Source organism: Paeniglutamicibacter sp. MACA_103 (assembly GCF_045798555.1).
GTDB lineage: Bacteria > Actinomycetota > Actinomycetes > Actinomycetales > Micrococcaceae > Paeniglutamicibacter.
In genome coordinates, this window is record NZ_JBIXLN010000066.1 from 1 (window position 1) to 16,375 (window position 16,375).

The window sequence follows — 16,375 nt, forward strand, 5'->3', positions numbered from 1 at the left end:
GCGGCGTCTTTGCTAGGGCCCCGTTCACCGCGGTGCTCTGGTTGGTGGTGCTGGGCGGCGGCGTGGCCACCGGCGCGCTGAGCGGCAGCGTCGGACACGAGCCCTGGTTCGCCGCGCTGTCCTACGGATTGCCATCCTTCAGCACCGGCAATTGGTTCACGACGCTCAGCGGCATGTTCATCCTCTCCGAGCCCGTGGCCTACCTCAGCGTGCTTGCGTTGATACCGCTGGGCGTGGGCTGGCTGGAGGCGACCCGCGGCACCAGGACCGCGGTGCTGGCCTTCTTCGGCGGACAAATTGCCTCGGTGCTGCTGACCGCGGCCACCTTGCTGCTTTTCCGCAATCTGGGCTCCGAATGGATCGACGCGCTGGCCAACGACGTGGACACCGGCCCCTCCGGCGGCATCTTCGCGGCCCTGACGCTGGCCGCCTGCCATGTGCGCCAACCCTGGCGGGCCCGCTGGCAATTCCTGCTGCTGGCCTTCGCGGTGCTCAGTGCAACCCTCTTCGGGGAGGTCCCGGACCTGGAACACAGCGCCGCGATCCTGCTGGTGCTCATACTGAAGCGCCGCAGCATCGATCGGCCGAACCTGCGCGAGCAGCGCTTCATCGCCTGGGCTGGCCTGCTGGGCCTGGTCGCCGTCCAGATCCTGACCATTCTCGTGCCCACGCACGGGCCGTTCGGCCCCACCCAAGCCGGCGGCGGCCGCATCGCGGTCCTCTTCGATGCTGCCCTGGCCATCGGGTTGGCCCGCGGCCTGCGTTCGGGCCGCCGCATCGCCTGGATTGCCGCACTGGTGCTGGCGGTGCTCAACGTGCTGCGCGGGGTGCTCGGGATCAGCCTGGTGCTCACCATGGGCCCGCAGCTGCCCCACGGTTCCGGTCTTGCATCGTTGGCCGCTGCGGTGGCCGGGCTGTGGCTGCTGCTGGCCGCGCACCTACTGGTGTGCTGGCGGGCCTTCGGGATACTGCGCCACCGTCGGCTGCGCACCGATGCCGGCCAGAGAACGCTGGAACGGGCCGACGTGGTGACCGCGCTAAAGCGTCACGGCGGGGGCACGCTGTCCTGGATGGGGACCTGGGACGGAAACGAGCACCACCTCAGCCCCGGCGGATCCCTGCTGGCCTACCAGGTCCATGCCGGCTGCGCGATCTCCCTGGCAGACCCCGTGGGGCCTCCGCAAGACCGGGATGCGGCCATGAACCATTTTGCGCACGCCGCCGAGGAGGCCGGGCTCATCCCCTGCTTCTTCTCCGCCTCCGCCCCGCCGGCCGCCCACCCGGACCGGTGGCGGGCCATGGAGATCGCCGCGGACACGCTCGTCGCGCTGCCGAACCTCGAATTCGCCGGCAAGGCCTGGTCGGACGTGCGCACCGCACTGAACCGGGCTGCCCGGGAACGGGTCGGCTTCCGGCTCACGCTGCTGATCGACGAGCCGGCGGAGGTGCGCCGCCAGCTGGAGGAGATCTCCAGTGCCTGGGTCGGGGACAAGTCGCTGCCGCAGCTGCGCTTCACGCTCGGAACCCTCGCCGAGGCCGCGGACCCGGCCGTGCGCGTGGCGCTGGCCGAAGATGCGGCCGGCGAGGTGCAGGGATTCCTGTCCTGGTTGCCAGTCCATGCCCCGGGCGGGGCCGTCGCGGGCTGGACGCTGGATTTGATGCGCAGGCGCGAGGGCGGCTTCGGCCCGGTGATGGAGTTGCTCATCGCGTCCTCGTTGCGCGGCTTCGCCGCCGAGGGTGCGGCGTTCGCCTCGCTCTCCGGCGCCCCGTTGGCCCACATCCAGCACCAACGGGCCGAGGAGCCGGTGGACCGGGTGCTGGCGGCACTCTCACGGGCCTTGGAGCCGCTCTACGGGTTCGGTTCCCTGCAGGCGTTCAAGGCCAAGTTCAATCCGCGCACCGTGCCGCTGTATCTGGTCTACCGCGACGAATCGGATCTCCCGAGGATTGCCGGCGGGCTGGCGCGCGCGTTCGTGCCCGAGGCCAGCGTGGGGCAATTGGCCCGCGAGGGGTTCGGCGCCCTGCGTGAATTGCGCGGGCGCAGGGGCCCTACGCGGCGTCGAAGCCGTCGATGAGCTGCAGGAACTCGCCCTCGGCCAGGATCGCGACGGGCTGCCCGGCCTCCTGCAGGCGCAGCACCCGCTTGGCCTTGCCGGTGAGCCGCCCGGTGGACAGGTCCTCGGGCACGAAGCCGTCGCCGACCACCAGCACCGTGGTGGCGCGGGTGACGCGGCTGGCGGTGTTGGCCCCGCGCTCCGCCGCCCGGTCCTTGGCCACCTGGCGGGAGATGCGCAGGTTTCCGGTGAACACGACCATCTCGCCATAGAGCGGGTGCGCCGGGTCCGCCTGCGGGTCCCCGGTGCGGTCCTCGCCCTCCTGCGGCCAGGCGGCCCACTCGGGCTGCACGGGCACCGCGTTGCCGCTGGCGGCCCAGCCCTGGGCGTCGCGCGTGGCCTTGGACAGCGCGTCGCCGGGCACGTAGGCCGGGGCGAAGCCCATCTTCACCTTCAGCGTTTCCGCGGCGGCGGCCACGGCGTCGGCGTCCTGGCGGCGGGCGATGTCGATCATGATGTTCGCGCAGGCCCGGGCATCTGCCAGCGCGTCGTGGTGGTTCTCCATCGGGGAGCCGGCCTCCTCGGCCACGAAGGGCAGCGAGTAGGAGGAGAGCTCGTAGGTGCGCCGGGACATCTTCACGGTGCAGGCGTAGTCGAAGGCCGGGCCGGCCAGTTCGGAGACCTCCAGGGCGGAGCGGATCACGCCGAGGTCGAAGGCCGCGTTGTGCGCCACGAGGGTGTCGGTGCCGATGAAGTTGGCCATCGGGGTGAACAGTTCGCCGAAGCGCGGGGCGTCCGCCACCATGTCGGCGGTGATGCGGTGGATCATCACGTTGCGCGGATCGAAGTGGTCGAAACCCTCCGGCGGGCGCATCAGCCAGGAGGCTTCCTCAACGATCTTGCCGTTGCGGACCCGGCTGAGTCCGACGCTGCAGGCGGAGCCACGGAATCCGTTGGCGGTTTCAAAGTCGATCGATGTAAAGTCCAAGGCCACGAACCAAAGGATACCGCCGATCCCCCGCGCCTTGGGCACCGCGACCTCTGCATGTGGCGCGAATGACATCGCCTGGCGCGCACAAAACCCCTGACCGGGCACGCCCAGCCACGCATGTGGCCGGGCCAACCCGGCAGGGGTTTCGGCTTGTTTATTGACCGGTTGTGGCCGGCTCACTGGCTGCGGCCGGCCGGTCGCTCACCGGCCGGACCCTACGTGGTGGCCCGGCGCAGGGTCAGGTAGGACCCGCCGGCCAGCGCCACGCACACCAGGCCCAGCACGATGGAGAGCCCCAGCACCTGCATCGAGGCGAACCAGGCGCCCAGCTGCGGCCACGCGTCGTTGAGGGCCACCAGCGCGAGCAGGCCCAGCACCAGCACGGCAAAGCCGATGCCCGCCGAGAGCAGGCCGGTGGCCTTCCAGCGCAGGTACACCGTGGCGCACCAGAACCCGATCATGAACAGCAGCACCATGGCCACGAAGTAGAACAGGATCTGGACCAGGGGGTGGTTTCCGGCGATCCAGCCCAGGGCGAAGAGCTGGCCGTTGAATCCCCAGCCGCCGGTCGCCGTTTCCACCAGCCCGAGCAGGTAGTAGAGGACCGAGTACCCCAGGGCGATCAACGCGAAGAGCCCGAGGGTGCCCAGGTAGAACGTCCTGCGCGAGACGCTCATGGCCTGAGAGAACGGGAACGTGAGGGTGAGCGACTGGATGCCGAGGGCCAGGAAGTACCACATGGGCGCCTGGGCGGCGCCGGAGAACATCGGCCCCTCGACGGCGTCGCGGGGAATCAAGGCCCAGATGGCGAACGTGAAGGCGGTGGCGGCCACCAGGATCACCATCGGGATCCCGAGGAAGGTCCACTTGTTGATCAGTTGCATGCGGGCAACCTTGATGACGCGGTTCATTTGAGGGCCTCCTGGTATGCCTCGGGGTTCACGTGTTCCTGGGCGGCCATGGTGGTGCGCACGACCAATTGCTGCAGCGGCACCGGGGACAGCTCCAGCCCGAGCTCGGCGGCCATGGCCCGCTGGGTCTGCCCCAGCCTCCCTTGGATGGTCACCGAGGCAAGGGATCCAAGCGAATCGCGGTGCAGCACGCGGTAGCCGTCGATGAAGCCCTCGACGGTCTCCCGGTTCCCGGTCACCGCGACGGCCGAGCCGCGCAGCGACTCGGCGTCCTCGTCCAGCAGGATCCGGCCCCTGTCGATCACCACGACGTGCTCCAACAGGTTCGCGATCTCGTCGATCAGGTGGGAGGAGAGCACGATGGTGCGCGGGTGCAGCGAATAGTCCTCGACCAGGCGGTCGTAGAAGATCTGCCGGGCCACGGCGTCGAGCCCCAGGTACGGCTCGTCGAAGACCGTGATTTCCGCCCGCGAGGCCATGCCGATGATGACGCCCACGGCCGAGAGCTGCCCGCGCGAGAGTTTCTTGATCCTTCGTTTCAGCGGCAGCGCGAAGTCGGCCACGAGGCTCTCGGCCAGCTCCTGGTCCCAGTTCGCGAAGAACAGGGCGGCCGCCTTGAACGCCTGCGCGGGCGTGAAGTCGTCGGGGTACTTCTGGGATTCGCGGATGAAGCAGATCCGGGCCAGCGTCCCGTCGTTCTCATAGGGGTTGGACCCGTGGATGAGCACCTCCCCGCTGCTGGGGAAGCCTTGGCCGGTGAGGATGGACATGAGGGTGGTCTTGCCCGCTCCGTTGCGGCCGAGCAGGCCGTAGATACGGTCCGGCTCCAGGGCCAAGGTGACATCGTCCAGTGCCGTGACCTCGCGGAAGGACTTTTTCAGGTTCCTCACCTCGATGGCGGGCGGGGATGGGTGGCTCATGGGATGACACTCCCTTCGGCTGCATCTGCAGCCAGTGATTGGCGGATCATGTTGCTGAGCTGGTCCCCGTCGATGCCGAGTTTCCTTGCCTCGCGGGCCAGCGGCTGGATGTACTGGGTTTGGAAGGAGTTGCGCCTCACCTGGAGCAATTGCTCGCGGGCGCCGCTGGAGACGAACATGCCGATGCCTCGTTTCTTGTACAGGATCCCGGTTTCGACCAAGAGGTTCACGCCCTTGGCCGCGGTGGCCGGATTGATGCGGTAGTAGGCCGCGAACTCGTTGGTCGAGGGGACCTGGGCCTCCTCGGCCATCGTGCCTGCGACGATCTCGGACTCGACCAGTTCCGCGATCTGGATGAAGATCGGCCGCGAATCATCAAATGTTGCCACTTCGGCCCACCTCCTTGGCTCGCACCACCCCGCCAGCTTCTCTGGTTGAGTGGTTCATTACTGGTGTAACTAACCTACGAGTCGGCCGTCCGTACTGTCAAGGGTTGCGGCGGATCCCCTTGGGAACCTCCGGGCCGTCCGGGACGACCTCCGGGCAGCAAAAAGCCCGGACCTGTTTGGTTGCCTCGCATGGTGCGAAGCGATCAAGCGGGTCCGGGCCGGAAGACTCGGGGCCTTGCTGCCGGAGCGGCTACTCCGCGTTTTCCGGTTCCAGGACCGGGGTCTTCTTGGCCGCCCGGGACTTGCGGACCTTGAGCACCAGCCACAGCACCAGCAGCAGGAACACCACGACGATGACGATCTTCTGGAAGACATCCGCGTAGGCCTCGACTACGTGCCAGTTCTCCCCCAGGTAGAACCCGGAGAGCACGAAGATGGAGTTCCAGATCAGCGATCCGGCCGCGGTGAGCCCCAGGAACTTGCCCTGGTTCATCTTGGTGATGCCGGCGGGGATGGAGATCAGCGAGCGGAAGATCGGGATCATGCGGCCGAAGAACACGGCCTTGGATCCGTTGCGGTCGAACCAGCCCTCGACCTTGTCGACGTCCTCGAGGTCCACCAGCGGCAGCCACCCGAAGATCGCGCGGGTCCGTTCACGGCCCAGGGCCCTGCCGACCCAGTACAGCGCATAGGCCCCGACGATCGAGCCGATCGTGGTCCAGAGCAGCGCCTCGAAAAGCGAGAACGACCCCCGGCTGGCGGTGAAACCGGCCAGCGGCAGGATGACCTCGGAGGGCAGCGGCGGGAAGAGGTTTTCCAGCGCGATGGCCAGCGCGGCACCGGGTGCCCCGATGAGCTCCATCAGGTGCACCGCCCAGTCGGCAAATCTCGAGATCAGGCTTCCGCCGGAGGTGTCGGCGGTCGCGGCCTGTAGCGCAGTCAAGGTAGTCATTGCCTTTCAGTGTCCCTTAAACCACCGCTTATCCGCAGGAACGGACACCACTATGTGTTCAATGCCTCACCTGACGGGCGCCGGAGCCAGGGCCACCCGGGTGCTGTCGGCGGCCGCGCTGGACTCGATCGCGGCCAGGACCCGCTGGACCTCGAGCCCGTCGGCAAAGGACGGCGTTGCAGTCGTTCGGCCCTCGATGGCCAGCAGCAGGTCGCGGATCTCGTGGGTGAAGGTGTCGCCCCACCCCAGCACATGGCCGGTGGGCCACCAGCCATCCAGGTAGGGGTGCTCCGGCTCGGTGACCAGGATGGACTTGAAGCCCTGTTCGCCCGCCGGCGCGTCGGCGTCGCACAGCTGCAGGTGGTTCATCGATTCCAGGTCGAAGGCCAGGGACCCGCGCGAGCCGTAGGCCTCGATCCTGAAGGCGTTCTTGCGCCCGGTGGCCATTCGGGAAGCCTCCACGGTGGCCACCGCGCCGTTGTCCAGTTCGAGGGTGGACCAGATCGCGTCGTCGACCGTGACCTCCTCGTCCCCCGCGGCGCCGGGGCGCCGGGTGACGAAGGTCCGGCTGGTGGCCGACACGGAGGAGACCTTCCCCCCGGTGAGGAAGTGGACCTGGTCCACGGCGTGGGAGCCCAGGTCACCCAGGGCCCCGGAGCCCGCCTCCTCCTTGCGCAGCCGCCAGCTCATGGGCGAGGCCTCGTCGGTGAGCCAGTCCTGGTAGTAGCGGATGTTCAACTGGCGCAGCTCCCCCAGCCGGCCGGCCGCCACCAGGTCCCGGGCCAGTGCAAGGGCCGGGACCCGGCGGTAGTTGAACCCCAGCATCGACACGACGCCCGCCGAGGCCGCCGCGGCGGCGGCCTCGGCCATCGCCTGCGCCTCGGCAACGGTGTTGGCCAGCGGCTTTTCCACCAGCACGTGCTTGCCGTGCTCCAGGGCGAAAAGCGCGATCTGCGCGTGCAGCGCCCCGGGGGTGCAGATGTCCACGATGTCGACGTCATCGCGCAGGATGCTCGCGCGCCAGTCGGTGCTTGAGTCCTCCCACCCGTAGCGCCGCGCGGAGGCCGCGACGTTCGCGGCGTCCCGCCCGACGAGCACGCGCATGGCGACCTGCGGGGTTTCGAAGGTGGCGTTGACATTGCGCCAGGCCTGCGAATGGGCCTTGCCCATGAACGAGTGGCCGATAACTGCTACGCCAAGGGCCGAGCTGGTTCTGGACATCTGATACTCCTTGAGGTGGTGCTGCCGGGGTGCGGTTCGGTGGTGCGGCGGGGGGTTTAGGACTCGAAGGCCGTCGGCAGGTACTTCTCGACGTTCTCCTTGGTGACCACCGCGGCGTAGAGCACGATCTCGCGCGGGATCTCGATGTCCATCAGGTCGCCCAGGGCCTTGTCCTGCGCCACGAGCCGGGCCACGCGCACGCCGTCGGCGGCCTGGTAGGCCGGGTAGACGGTGGTGGCCTTGACAACGGAGTCGCCGGACTGGATCTCGCGCATCATGTTGGCCGAGCCGCCGTTGCCGACCATGAAGAACTCGTCGCGGTCCGCGGCCTTGATGGCCGCCAGCACGCCGACACCCTGGTCGTCGTCGTGGTTCCAGATGGCGTCGAGCTGCGGGGCCGCCTGGAGCAGGTTGGAGGCCGCCTTTTCGCCGGACTCCACGGTGAACTCGGCCGGCACCCGGTTGGAGACCTCGAGCCCGCACTTGGCCAGCGCATCCTTGAAGCCGCGGCTGCGGTCCTGGGTCAGCGGCAGCGAGTCGATGCCGGGGATCTCGCCGATCTTGGCGTCCTTCTTGCCGTCGAGCTCCTTGCAGATGAAGTCGCCGGCGGAGACGCCCACGCCGTAGTTGTCGCCCAGCACCGTGACGCGCGAGGACTGCGCGGTGCTGAACTCCCGGTCGACGTTGATGACCGGGATGCCGGCGTCCATGGCCTTCTGCGCGACCTGGGTCAGCGCGGCGCCGTCGAAGGGCAGCAGCACGATGGCGTCGACCTTGTCGTTGATCATGGTCTCGACCTGACTGATCTGCACGCTGACGTCGTTGGTGCCCTCGGCGACCTTCAGCTCGACGTCGGGGTACTCCTTTGCGGTTTCCACGGCCAGGTCGGTCATGGCGGCCATGAAGCCGTGGTCGGCGGCCGGGACGGAGAAGCCGATGGTGACCTTCTCGCCGGGCTCGGCGTTGGAGCCGGCGGCCGCGGGTGCGGCGGGGGCGCCGGTGGCCGGCGCGGTGTCCGCCGGGGCGTTGGAGACGCAGGCGGTGAGCATGAACGCCGAAGTGGCCAGCAGGGCTGCGGCGCCGAGCATCTTCTTCGGGCGTGCGGTGGACTTGAACATGGCTTCTCCCTTGAAACGGTGTGTGGTGCGGGTGTGGGTGGTGCGGGTCAGGTGCGGGACTGCCGGGCGGCCAGCTGGCGCTGGATCAGCACGGCGATCACGATGATGGCGCCCTTGGCGACGAGCTGGACCGAGAGCGAGAGGTTGTTCAGCGTGAAGATGTTGGTCAGCGTGGAAAAGATCAGCACGCCGAGCACGGTGCCGAAGATCGAGCCGCGGCCGCCGGTGAGCAGGGTCCCGCCGATGACCACCGCGGCGATCACGTCGAGCTCCAGCCCGGTGCCGTGGGTGGCGCTGCCGGTGGTGGTGCGGGCCATGAGCATGAACGCGCCGATGCCGGCGCAGAGCCCGGCCAGGGCGTAGATGGCCATGGTGTGCCGCTCGACCTTGATGCCCGCCAGCCGCGCGGCCTCGGGGTTGCCGCCGATGGCGAAGGTGCGCCGGCCGAAGGTGGTGCGGTTCAGCAGCACCCAGCCGCCCAGGGCCACCAGGATGAACACCAGCACGATGACCGGGATCCCGAAGAGGTTCCCGCCCACCGCCTCGAGGAACGGGTCGACGGTGATGATCTGGGTCTTCTTGTCCGAGATGATCTCCGCCAGCCCGCGGGCCGCGGCCATCATGGCCAGCGTGGTGATGAAGGAGACGACCTTGCCGTAGGCGATCAGGATCCCGTTGACCAGACCGGCCGCGGCGCCGACCCCCATCGCGGTGAGCGCCATGAAGATCCAGGAGGTCGAATCGGCGAAGGCCTGCCCGGAGAGCGTCGTCGCCCAGACCGCCGAGAGCGCCAGGATCGCGCCGACCGACAGGTCGATGCCGGCGATGGTGATCACGAAGGTGGCCCCGATGCTGACCACCCCGGTGACCGCGGCCAGGCGCACGATGGTCATCACGTTGTTGGAGTCGGCGAACCTGTCCCCCGCGGTGACGGTGCCCAGCACCGCGAGCAGGACCAGGGCCAGGATCAGCCCCATGTTCCGGCGCAGCCCGGCATCCAGCAGCCATTTCATGGCGCTGCGCCGGGGAGGCAGGCTCGGCGCCGGCTTGAGCTCGGTTTCGGCCGCGGTGCTCATAGTGTGGTTCCTTCCATCACGAGGTCAAGAATCTGGTGTTCGCTCAACTCATTGGCCGGCGCCCGGTGCACGATCCGGTGCTCGGAAACGACCAGCACCTCGTGGCACAGCCCCAGGACCTCTTCGAGTTCGCTGGAGACCACCACGATGGCGATGCCCGCCCGGGAGAGCCCGGCAATAAGGCTGTAGATTTCGCTGCGCGCCCCCACGTCGACCCCGCGGGAGGGTTCATCGAGCAGCAGCACGCGGCAGCCGTGCGAGAGCCAGCGGCCCAGCACGACCTTTTGCTGGTTGCCGCCCGACAGCGTGCGGGCCTCGCGCAGCGGGTCGGCCGGGCGCAGGTCCAGTTTCCGCACCTGCTCCATGCTGGCCCGGTACTCGGCGTTCTGGCTGGTGAAACCGGCGGTGGCGTAGCGCCCGATGCTGGCCAGGGTGAAGTTGGCGACCAACGTGTCATCGAGCAGCAGCGCCTGGCTCTTGCGCTCCTCCGGGCACAATCCCATGCCCGCGTTCACGGCCGAGACCGTCGATCCGGGGCGCAGCAGCTTGCCGTCGACGTCAACGGTCCCGGCGACCGGCTTCGTGGTTCCGTAGATGGCCCCGAGGATCTCGGAGCGGCCCGAGCCCACCAGCCCGGCCAGCCCCAGCACCTCCCCGGCGCGCACGGAGAAGGAGAGCGGCTCGTGGCCCGGGGCCACGACCAGGTCGGTCACCGAGAGGATCTCGGCGGCATCCGGCGCGACGGCGGCGCGCTCCGGGAAGACGTTGGTGATCGAGCGGCCGGTCATGAGCTTGATGAGTTCGACGTTGGGGGTCTCGGAGACCTGCAGGTTGGAGGCCACCGCCCGTCCGTCCTTCAGGACGGTGATGCGGTCCCCGATCACCCGGATTTCCTCGAGCCGGTGGGAGATGTAGATGACGGCGACGCCGCTGGCGGTGAGCGTGCGGACGGTGTCGAAGAGGTTGCGCACCTCCTCGGAGTCCAGGACCGCGGAGGGCTCGTCCATGATGATCAGCCGGACCTCGCGGGACAGGGCCCGGGCCATGGAGACGATCTGCTGGCCGGCGGCGGAGAGCTCGCCGACCTCCATCTGCGGGGAGATCTCCGGGTGGCCGAGGCTGGCCAGCAGGCGCGCGGCCTCGAGTAGCTCGGCCCGGCGGGAACTGAAGCCGCCCCGGGATTTTTCGTGGCCCAGGAAGATGTTCTCGGCCACGGTGAGGGTCTCGACCAGGTCGAGCTCCTGGTACATGGTGCCGATGCCGGCCTTGATCGCATCGTCCGGGCTGGAAAAGGCGATCTCTTGGCCGTTGAGCAGGATCTGGCCCTCGTTGGGCCGGTGGGCTCCTGCCAGCACCTTGATCAGCGTGGACTTGCCGGCGCCGTTTTGGCCGAGCAGGCAGTGGACCTCGCCGGCGGAGACCTCGAAGGAGACATCCTGCAGGGCGATGATGCCGGGGAACCGCTTTTCGATCCCCCGCATTTCAAGCAGGTGCGCCCTGCCCGGGGCGGCTCCTGTGGCTACGTCGTCACTCATAGTGATGGACGTTACACGGACTTATGATTATTGTCGAGCAAAAGTCGAGAAGACTCTGACATTACTGGTGACGAAGGCTACATCTTCTGCCTAATATGCTTCACTAGTTCCATGGCCTTGACGATGATTCCCCCCAAGCCACCCATCCCGGGAACGGGTGCCGGCGAGCTGTTCCAGCTCCTGCGCGACGGGCGGCCCCGCACCCGATCCGAGCTGGCAACCCGGACCGGACTCTCCCGCTCCACGATTGCCGCCCGCATCGACGCGCTGCTGGACATCGGGCTCATCGGCGCCGTCGGACCCGCCCTCTCATCCGGCGGCCGGCCGCCCTCCACCTTCGCCTTCGCCCCGGATTCGCGCACCGTGCTGGCTGCCGACCTCGGCGCCGCCCACGGGATCCTGGCCTTGACCGACCTGGCCGGGAACGTCATCGACCACCTGCGCGCCGACCTCGACATCACCGCCGGCCCGGAGCCAGTGCTCGACTGGGTGGTGCGCAGCTTCGCCGAACTGCTGCACCGCAACGGGCGCGACACCACGACGCTCTCGGGGATCGCCATCGGCGTCCCGGGGCCCGTCGAGCATTCGACCGGGCGGCCCACCAAGCCGCCGATCATGCCCGGATGGAACGACTTCGACATCCCCGGCACCGTGCAGCGGACCTTCGACGTGCCGGTGCTGGTGGACAACGACGTGAACATCATGGCCCTGGGCGAACAGTCCTTCAACTGGCCGGACACCGAAAACCTGATGTTCGTGAAGGTCGCCACCGGCATCGGGGTCGGCATCATCAGCGGCGGCGAGCTGCAGCGCGGCGCCCAGGGCTCGGCCGGGGACCTCGGGCACGTCCAGGTTCCGGGTGGAGCGGACACGCTGTGCCGCTGCGGAAACTCCGGCTGCCTCGAGGCGCTGGCCGGGGGCCCGGCGGTCGCCAGGAACCTGGCCGCCTACGGCATCGAGGTCGCCACGGCCTCCGAGGTCGGCAAGCTGGCCGAGGCCAACAACACCGCCGCGATCCAGGTGCTGCGCCAGGCCGGGCGCGACATCGGCTCGGTGCTGGCCATGTGCGTGAACCTGCTCAACCCCTCGGTGATCGTGCTGGGCGGGCGCCTGGCCAACGCCGGGGAGCACGTGATCGCCGGGGTCCGCGAACAGGTTTACTTCCGCTCCACGCCGCTGGCCACCCAGCACCTGGTCATCGTCGGTTCGGCCGCGCGGGAAATGGCGGGGGTGCGCGGGGCCAGCATGCTGGTGATCCAGCACGTCCTCTCGGCAGCCGCCGTCGACGAGCTGGTGCAGCAGCGCAGCTCCCCGCAGCCCGCCGCGGCCGCCAGGTAACGGCCGCACGCACCCCATTCCCTCCCCGAATTCCGCACCGCACCAGGGGCCATGGACGGCCCGGCAAAGGAGATCGCCACCATGACCAGCACCGGTTCGACCCACCCGGTCACCCTCTTCACCGGCCAATGGGCGGACATGCCCTTCGAGCAGGTGGCGGCGCATGCCGCCGCGTGGGGCTACGACGGCCTGGAGATCGCCGCTTCCGGCGACCACCTGGACCTGCGCCGCGCCGACGAGGACGATGCCTACCTCCAATCGCGCCTGGACATCCTGGAGCGCCACGGGCTGAAGGTCTACGCGATCTCCAACCACCTCACCGGCCAGGCAGTGTGCGACGACCCCATCGACTTCCGCCACGAGGCGCTGGTGCGCCCCTACACCTGGGGCGACGGTGAGCCCGAGGGCGTGCGCCAGCGCGCCGCCGAGGACATGAAGCGCGCGGCCCGGGTGGCCCGCAAGCTCGGCGTGGACACCGTGGTGGGTTTCACCGGATCGAAGATCTGGCCGTACGTCGCCCAGTTCCCGCCGGTCCCGGCCTCGGTCATCGATGCCGGCTACCAGGACTTCGCGGATCGCTGGAACCCCATCCTCGACGTGTTCGACGAGCAGGGCGTGCGCTTCGCCCACGAGGTCCACCCCTCGGAAATCGCCTACGACTACTGGTCATCGGTCCGCACCCTGGAGGCCATCGGGCACCGGGAGGCCTTCGGGTTCAACTGGGACCCGAGCCACATGATGTGGCAGAACATCGACCCGGTCGGCTTCATCTGGGACTTCAAGGAGCGGATCTACCACGTGGACTGCAAGGACACCCGGATGCGCACCCCCAACGGGCGGGCCGGGGTGCTGGGATCGCACCTGCCCTGGGGCGATCCCCGCCGCGGCTGGGACTTCGTCTCCACCGGGCACGGGGACGTGCCATGGGAGGACGCGTTCAGGGCGTTGAAGTCCATCGGCTACGCCGGTCCGATCTCCATCGAGTGGGAGGACGCCGGCATGGACCGGCTGCACGGGGCCGCCCAGGCCGTGGACTTCGTCCGCTCGCTGCTCTGGAAGCTCCCGGAGGCCTCCTTCGACGCGGCCTTCAGCAACCAGTCCTAGCCGCAATGCTGCTCAGTTAAGCGGTCCTGCTCGACGTCAACCCATGTCCCAGCGGCACGTTTCGTCCTAAATCGTGAGACGAATCCCGGAATGATATGTCGCAAGACATAACACTCAAGATCAATCCTTGGACCAACCCTGATCGTTCAAGGGTAAGGCGCCCCGTGCGCGGATTGATCGGGCGGAACCCCTTCAGCGCGGTTCATGCCCAGGGGTAGGACGTTTGGGCCCCCACAGTCTGCACCGAGGCCTCCGCTACTCGCATGCCGAGAGAACACGCATCGAAGAGTGTCAGCCCGCTGGCAAGCCCAGCGGCAGCAGCGCCCACCAGCGCGTCCCCTGCTCCCGTAGTGTCGGCGACGAAGACTTTTACCGCCGGGAGCCGGCGGAGGCCGGTGGCGTCCCCCACGACGGCACCTTGGGAGCCTAGGGTCACGATGGCCGAGGCAATTCCGCTCGTAAGCAGTGCCCGGCACAATTTCTCACCGGTACTTTCCAAGTCGGAAGGTCGGGTGGGGGGGCCCAATTCCCAGCAATTCCAGTGCCTGTACCGCTTCGTGTTCATTAACAATCAATGGATCGGCCTTACGGATAGACTCCGGGCGAATCCCAATGACAGGGGCCAGGTTCAGGACAATCCGGGTTCCTGATTTGGTGAGCATTTCGATTGCATGATCCACCGTGGCTACCGGAATCTCCCCCTGCAGAACGACCAGTGAACATCTACGAAGCATAGGCAAGGCGCTATCGACAGCTTCGCGGGAAACCGTGGAATTGGCGCCGGCGATCACAACGATATTGTTCTCGCCGTATTGGTCTACGGTTACGACCGCAAGTCCCGTGGCCTCTTCAATGTGCTTGACGTGTGCCAGATCCACTTTGGCGTCGGCAAGTAGGCTCAGGGCGATTTCGGCATGTGGGTCATTTCCCACGGCTCCGATCAGGAGCACACCAGCCCCTTGTCGCGCAGCAGCGAGAGCCTGGTTGGCTCCTTTTCCCCCTGGAGACATTGTTCCGCCCTGTCCGTGGACTGTATGCCCCGGTCCTGGGAGGTCCTTTACATTCAGGAGCAAATCGACGTTGATCGATCCGATCACACCAATTGTCTTCTTCTTCATTTCGACCTTCCGGACCGAGACCCACACACCTTCGAATGACTTAGATTGCCCGGGTGACCCAACGGACGATGCCGTCGAAGATCTCCCGGTAGCCGTCCCAGTCCTCACAAAACGCCGTGGGGGCCCAGTGCGGAGAGCAATCCGAGGTAAAGACCGCGCTTCGCCCCTTCATTTGCTCCGACAAAGCTATCAGCGGGTCACCGTTGAGTGTGGCGACCAACTCGGCATCGGCTTTCAGGACGGTCCGGTTGTAACCCAGCAATGCGGGCCACTCCTCCCCCGCAGCGCCAAGGACCGGGTGCCCGGAAACCTCAACCACCGCACTCTTTCCGGCAGGTAGCTCCCACCGGTCATCTTCCGCAAGCATCTCCACCGGCAGCACGTCGGCAATGGCCGTGTTGCGGAAGGCCCCCCGGGCATGGATGCCGGAGAATGAGAGATACCCGCCGATCATGACCAGGCCGCCGCCGGCTCGCGTCCAGTCGGCAAGGGCCTGAAGCCGGTCTTCGCCCGGTTCGAAGCGCTCGAAGACTGCCGGTGCCAACTGTATGGAATTCGCACCAATGTCGGAAAGGATGACGACGTCATACGCTGCCAAGGCGTCCGCAGAACCGGGAAAATCTGTTGGGACCTTGTGTGCAGGCATGTGGATGACTTCATGGCCGCTAGCTTCTAGCGCATCCTTTAGCGGTCCAACGCCTTCCACATAGGAATGGACGGTGAATTCGTCTACACCCTTGACGTGGGTCGAGGTGGTCATCCAGCTTTCGCCGGCAATCAATACTTTTGCCATGATTCCTTCTTAGTCTTGGTTGGTAAGTGAAGCGTGTAGAAATAGCCGGGCCGGATTGGAGATGAACAGCGCCATGATCTGCTCCTCACCCAGCCCACGGTCCCGTAGCCGGGCCGGAAAAATGAACGGTACGTACCCGAACCCGTTGCCCCCGTACGGCGTCAGCATTCCCTTGAGAAACGTGTCATGACTCAGCAGCAACTTCTCCTCGTACCCTGCGGTGACGAGTGCGCAGATCGCCTCGGCGCTCTGCGCTGGCGCCGGGGACTCTCCCTCGCCCGGGAAGCGGTATGGCATGCCAATCATGTCGAAGCAGAGGTAGGTTCCACGATGGGCCAATTCCTGTTGGTACGTCGGATCATCGCAGGAAGGGTCCATGTGGCATAAGACGACGGAGGCCGGGTCGACAGCGCAATCATCGAGGACGATATCCAGGATGCGGTGCCCCACGCGCTGCCATCCAGGCATGTGGATGAACAGAGGAACCCCCAACTCACGTTGGGCCCGAGCAGCCGCTCGGAGTGACTTTTCCTCGTCAGCGGTGAAGTTCGGCGAAACCCCGATTTCGCCAATGACCCCTGGCCGGACGCCATCCCGATGAAAATCGGCTATCAGCCTTTCGGTCTGGCGTTCTTCGGAATCGACGAGGTCATCCGGCGACTGGAAATTTTGCAAGTAGTAGCCCGAGCCCATGATCACGTTGACGCCGGATTGTTCGGAGTACTTCTTCAACAACCTAGTACTTTGTCTTAGCTAATATTCTGTGGAAATGGTGTCATTCTTGGGTGTGCGGGTTTTCGTCTACCACCCGCAAGGAATTGGGACAGGCCATGGGAAGAGCAAAATCACGTCCGG

The 16,375-nt window shown here is 67.1% G+C and carries 16 protein-coding genes; 3 read left to right on the plus strand and 13 right to left on the minus strand.

Features of this window, described 5'->3' with window-relative positions; all coding sequences use genetic code 11:
• A partial coding sequence (locus tag ACIPVK_RS20235) for a bifunctional lysylphosphatidylglycerol flippase/synthetase MprF (protein WP_407613784.1) occupies nucleotides 1–2,075 on the plus strand: 2,075 nt, incomplete at its 5' end.
• Here the strand turns inward: ACIPVK_RS20235 and ACIPVK_RS20240 are convergent.
• From ACIPVK_RS20240 to ACIPVK_RS20280, 9 genes are all read right to left on the minus strand, one after another.
• Complete coding sequence (locus ACIPVK_RS20240; RefSeq protein ID WP_407613799.1) at nucleotides 2,050–3,048, minus strand: exonuclease domain-containing protein; 999 nt, start codon at nucleotides 3,046–3,048, stop codon at nucleotides 2,050–2,052. The two genes, ACIPVK_RS20235 and ACIPVK_RS20240, sit on opposite strands and share 26 nt — an antisense overlap.
• 212 nt (nucleotides 3,049–3,260) lie before the next feature.
• Nucleotides 3,261–3,956 (minus strand): hypothetical protein, encoded by a 696-nt coding sequence (locus tag ACIPVK_RS20245; protein ID WP_407613785.1) that lies wholly within the window; start codon nucleotides 3,954–3,956, stop codon nucleotides 3,261–3,263.
• Nucleotides 3,953–4,876, minus strand: a complete 924-nt coding sequence (locus ACIPVK_RS20250; protein WP_407613786.1) for an ATP-binding cassette domain-containing protein — start codon at nucleotides 4,874–4,876, stop codon at nucleotides 3,953–3,955. The genes ACIPVK_RS20245 and ACIPVK_RS20250 overlap by 4 nt, the downstream gene beginning before the upstream one ends.
• The gene (locus ACIPVK_RS20255) at nucleotides 4,873–5,265 is read right to left on the minus strand and encodes a GntR family transcriptional regulator (RefSeq protein WP_407613787.1); all 393 of its coding nucleotides are present in this window, start codon (nucleotides 5,263–5,265) and stop codon (nucleotides 4,873–4,875) included. Before ACIPVK_RS20255 ends, ACIPVK_RS20250 begins: the two co-directional genes overlap by 4 nt.
• 250 nt (nucleotides 5,266–5,515) lie before the next feature.
• A complete protein-coding gene (locus tag ACIPVK_RS20260) occupies nucleotides 5,516–6,217 on the minus strand; it encodes a DedA family protein (protein ID WP_407613788.1) in 702 nt (233 codons plus the stop codon).
• 66 nt (nucleotides 6,218–6,283) lie between these two features.
• Nucleotides 6,284–7,438: a Gfo/Idh/MocA family protein gene (locus ACIPVK_RS20265; RefSeq protein WP_407613789.1), complete on the minus strand. Its 1,155-nt coding sequence runs from the start codon at nucleotides 7,436–7,438 to the stop codon at nucleotides 6,284–6,286.
• Nucleotides 7,439–7,494: 56 nt separating this feature from the next.
• Nucleotides 7,495–8,556, minus strand: coding sequence for a substrate-binding domain-containing protein (locus tag ACIPVK_RS20270; protein ID WP_407613790.1), 1,062 nt, complete (start codon nucleotides 8,554–8,556; stop codon nucleotides 7,495–7,497).
• 47 nt (nucleotides 8,557–8,603) lie between these two features.
• On the minus strand, nucleotides 8,604–9,632 hold the full coding sequence (locus ACIPVK_RS20275; protein ID WP_407613791.1) for an ABC transporter permease: 1,029 nt from the start codon (nucleotides 9,630–9,632) through the stop codon (nucleotides 8,604–8,606).
• Nucleotides 9,629–11,167: a sugar ABC transporter ATP-binding protein gene (locus ACIPVK_RS20280; RefSeq protein ID WP_407613792.1), complete on the minus strand. Its 1,539-nt coding sequence runs from the start codon at nucleotides 11,165–11,167 to the stop codon at nucleotides 9,629–9,631. The genes ACIPVK_RS20275 and ACIPVK_RS20280 overlap by 4 nt, the downstream gene beginning before the upstream one ends.
• Nucleotides 11,168–11,290: 123 nt before the next feature.
• Here ACIPVK_RS20280 and ACIPVK_RS20285 point away from each other — a divergent pair, with 123 nt between their 5' ends.
• Nucleotides 11,291–12,505, plus strand: coding sequence for an ROK family protein (locus ACIPVK_RS20285; RefSeq protein ID WP_407613793.1), 1,215 nt, complete (start codon nucleotides 11,291–11,293; stop codon nucleotides 12,503–12,505).
• A gap of 81 nt (nucleotides 12,506–12,586) precedes the next feature.
• Nucleotides 12,587–13,609 carry a sugar phosphate isomerase/epimerase family protein gene (locus ACIPVK_RS20290; protein ID WP_407613794.1) on the plus strand — a complete coding sequence of 341 codons (1,023 nt, stop codon included), beginning with the start codon at nucleotides 12,587–12,589 and terminating at the stop codon, nucleotides 13,607–13,609.
• 202 nt (nucleotides 13,610–13,811) lie between these two features.
• Here ACIPVK_RS20290 and ACIPVK_RS20295 read toward each other — a convergent pair whose 3' ends face one another.
• Genes ACIPVK_RS20295 through ACIPVK_RS20310 form a run of 4 tightly spaced genes read right to left on the minus strand, consistent with a single transcriptional unit; the run spans nucleotide 13,812 to nucleotide 16,252 of the window.
• Entirely contained in the window at nucleotides 13,812–14,174 is a 363-nt protein-coding gene (locus tag ACIPVK_RS20295) for a PfkB family carbohydrate kinase (RefSeq protein WP_407613795.1), read from the minus strand.
• Nucleotides 14,092–14,727, minus strand: coding sequence for a PfkB family carbohydrate kinase (locus tag ACIPVK_RS20300; protein WP_407613796.1), 636 nt, complete (start codon nucleotides 14,725–14,727; stop codon nucleotides 14,092–14,094). The genes ACIPVK_RS20295 and ACIPVK_RS20300 overlap by 83 nt, the downstream gene beginning before the upstream one ends.
• Nucleotides 14,728–14,767: 40 nt before the next feature.
• A complete protein-coding gene (locus ACIPVK_RS20305; RefSeq protein ID WP_407613797.1) occupies nucleotides 14,768–15,520 on the minus strand; it encodes a glutamine amidotransferase in 753 nt (250 codons plus the stop codon).
• A gap of 9 nt (nucleotides 15,521–15,529) precedes the next feature.
• On the minus strand, nucleotides 15,530–16,252 hold the full coding sequence (locus ACIPVK_RS20310) for a phosphotriesterase (protein WP_407613798.1): 723 nt from the start codon (nucleotides 16,250–16,252) through the stop codon (nucleotides 15,530–15,532).
• Between the last annotated feature and the right edge of the window lie 123 nt (nucleotides 16,253–16,375).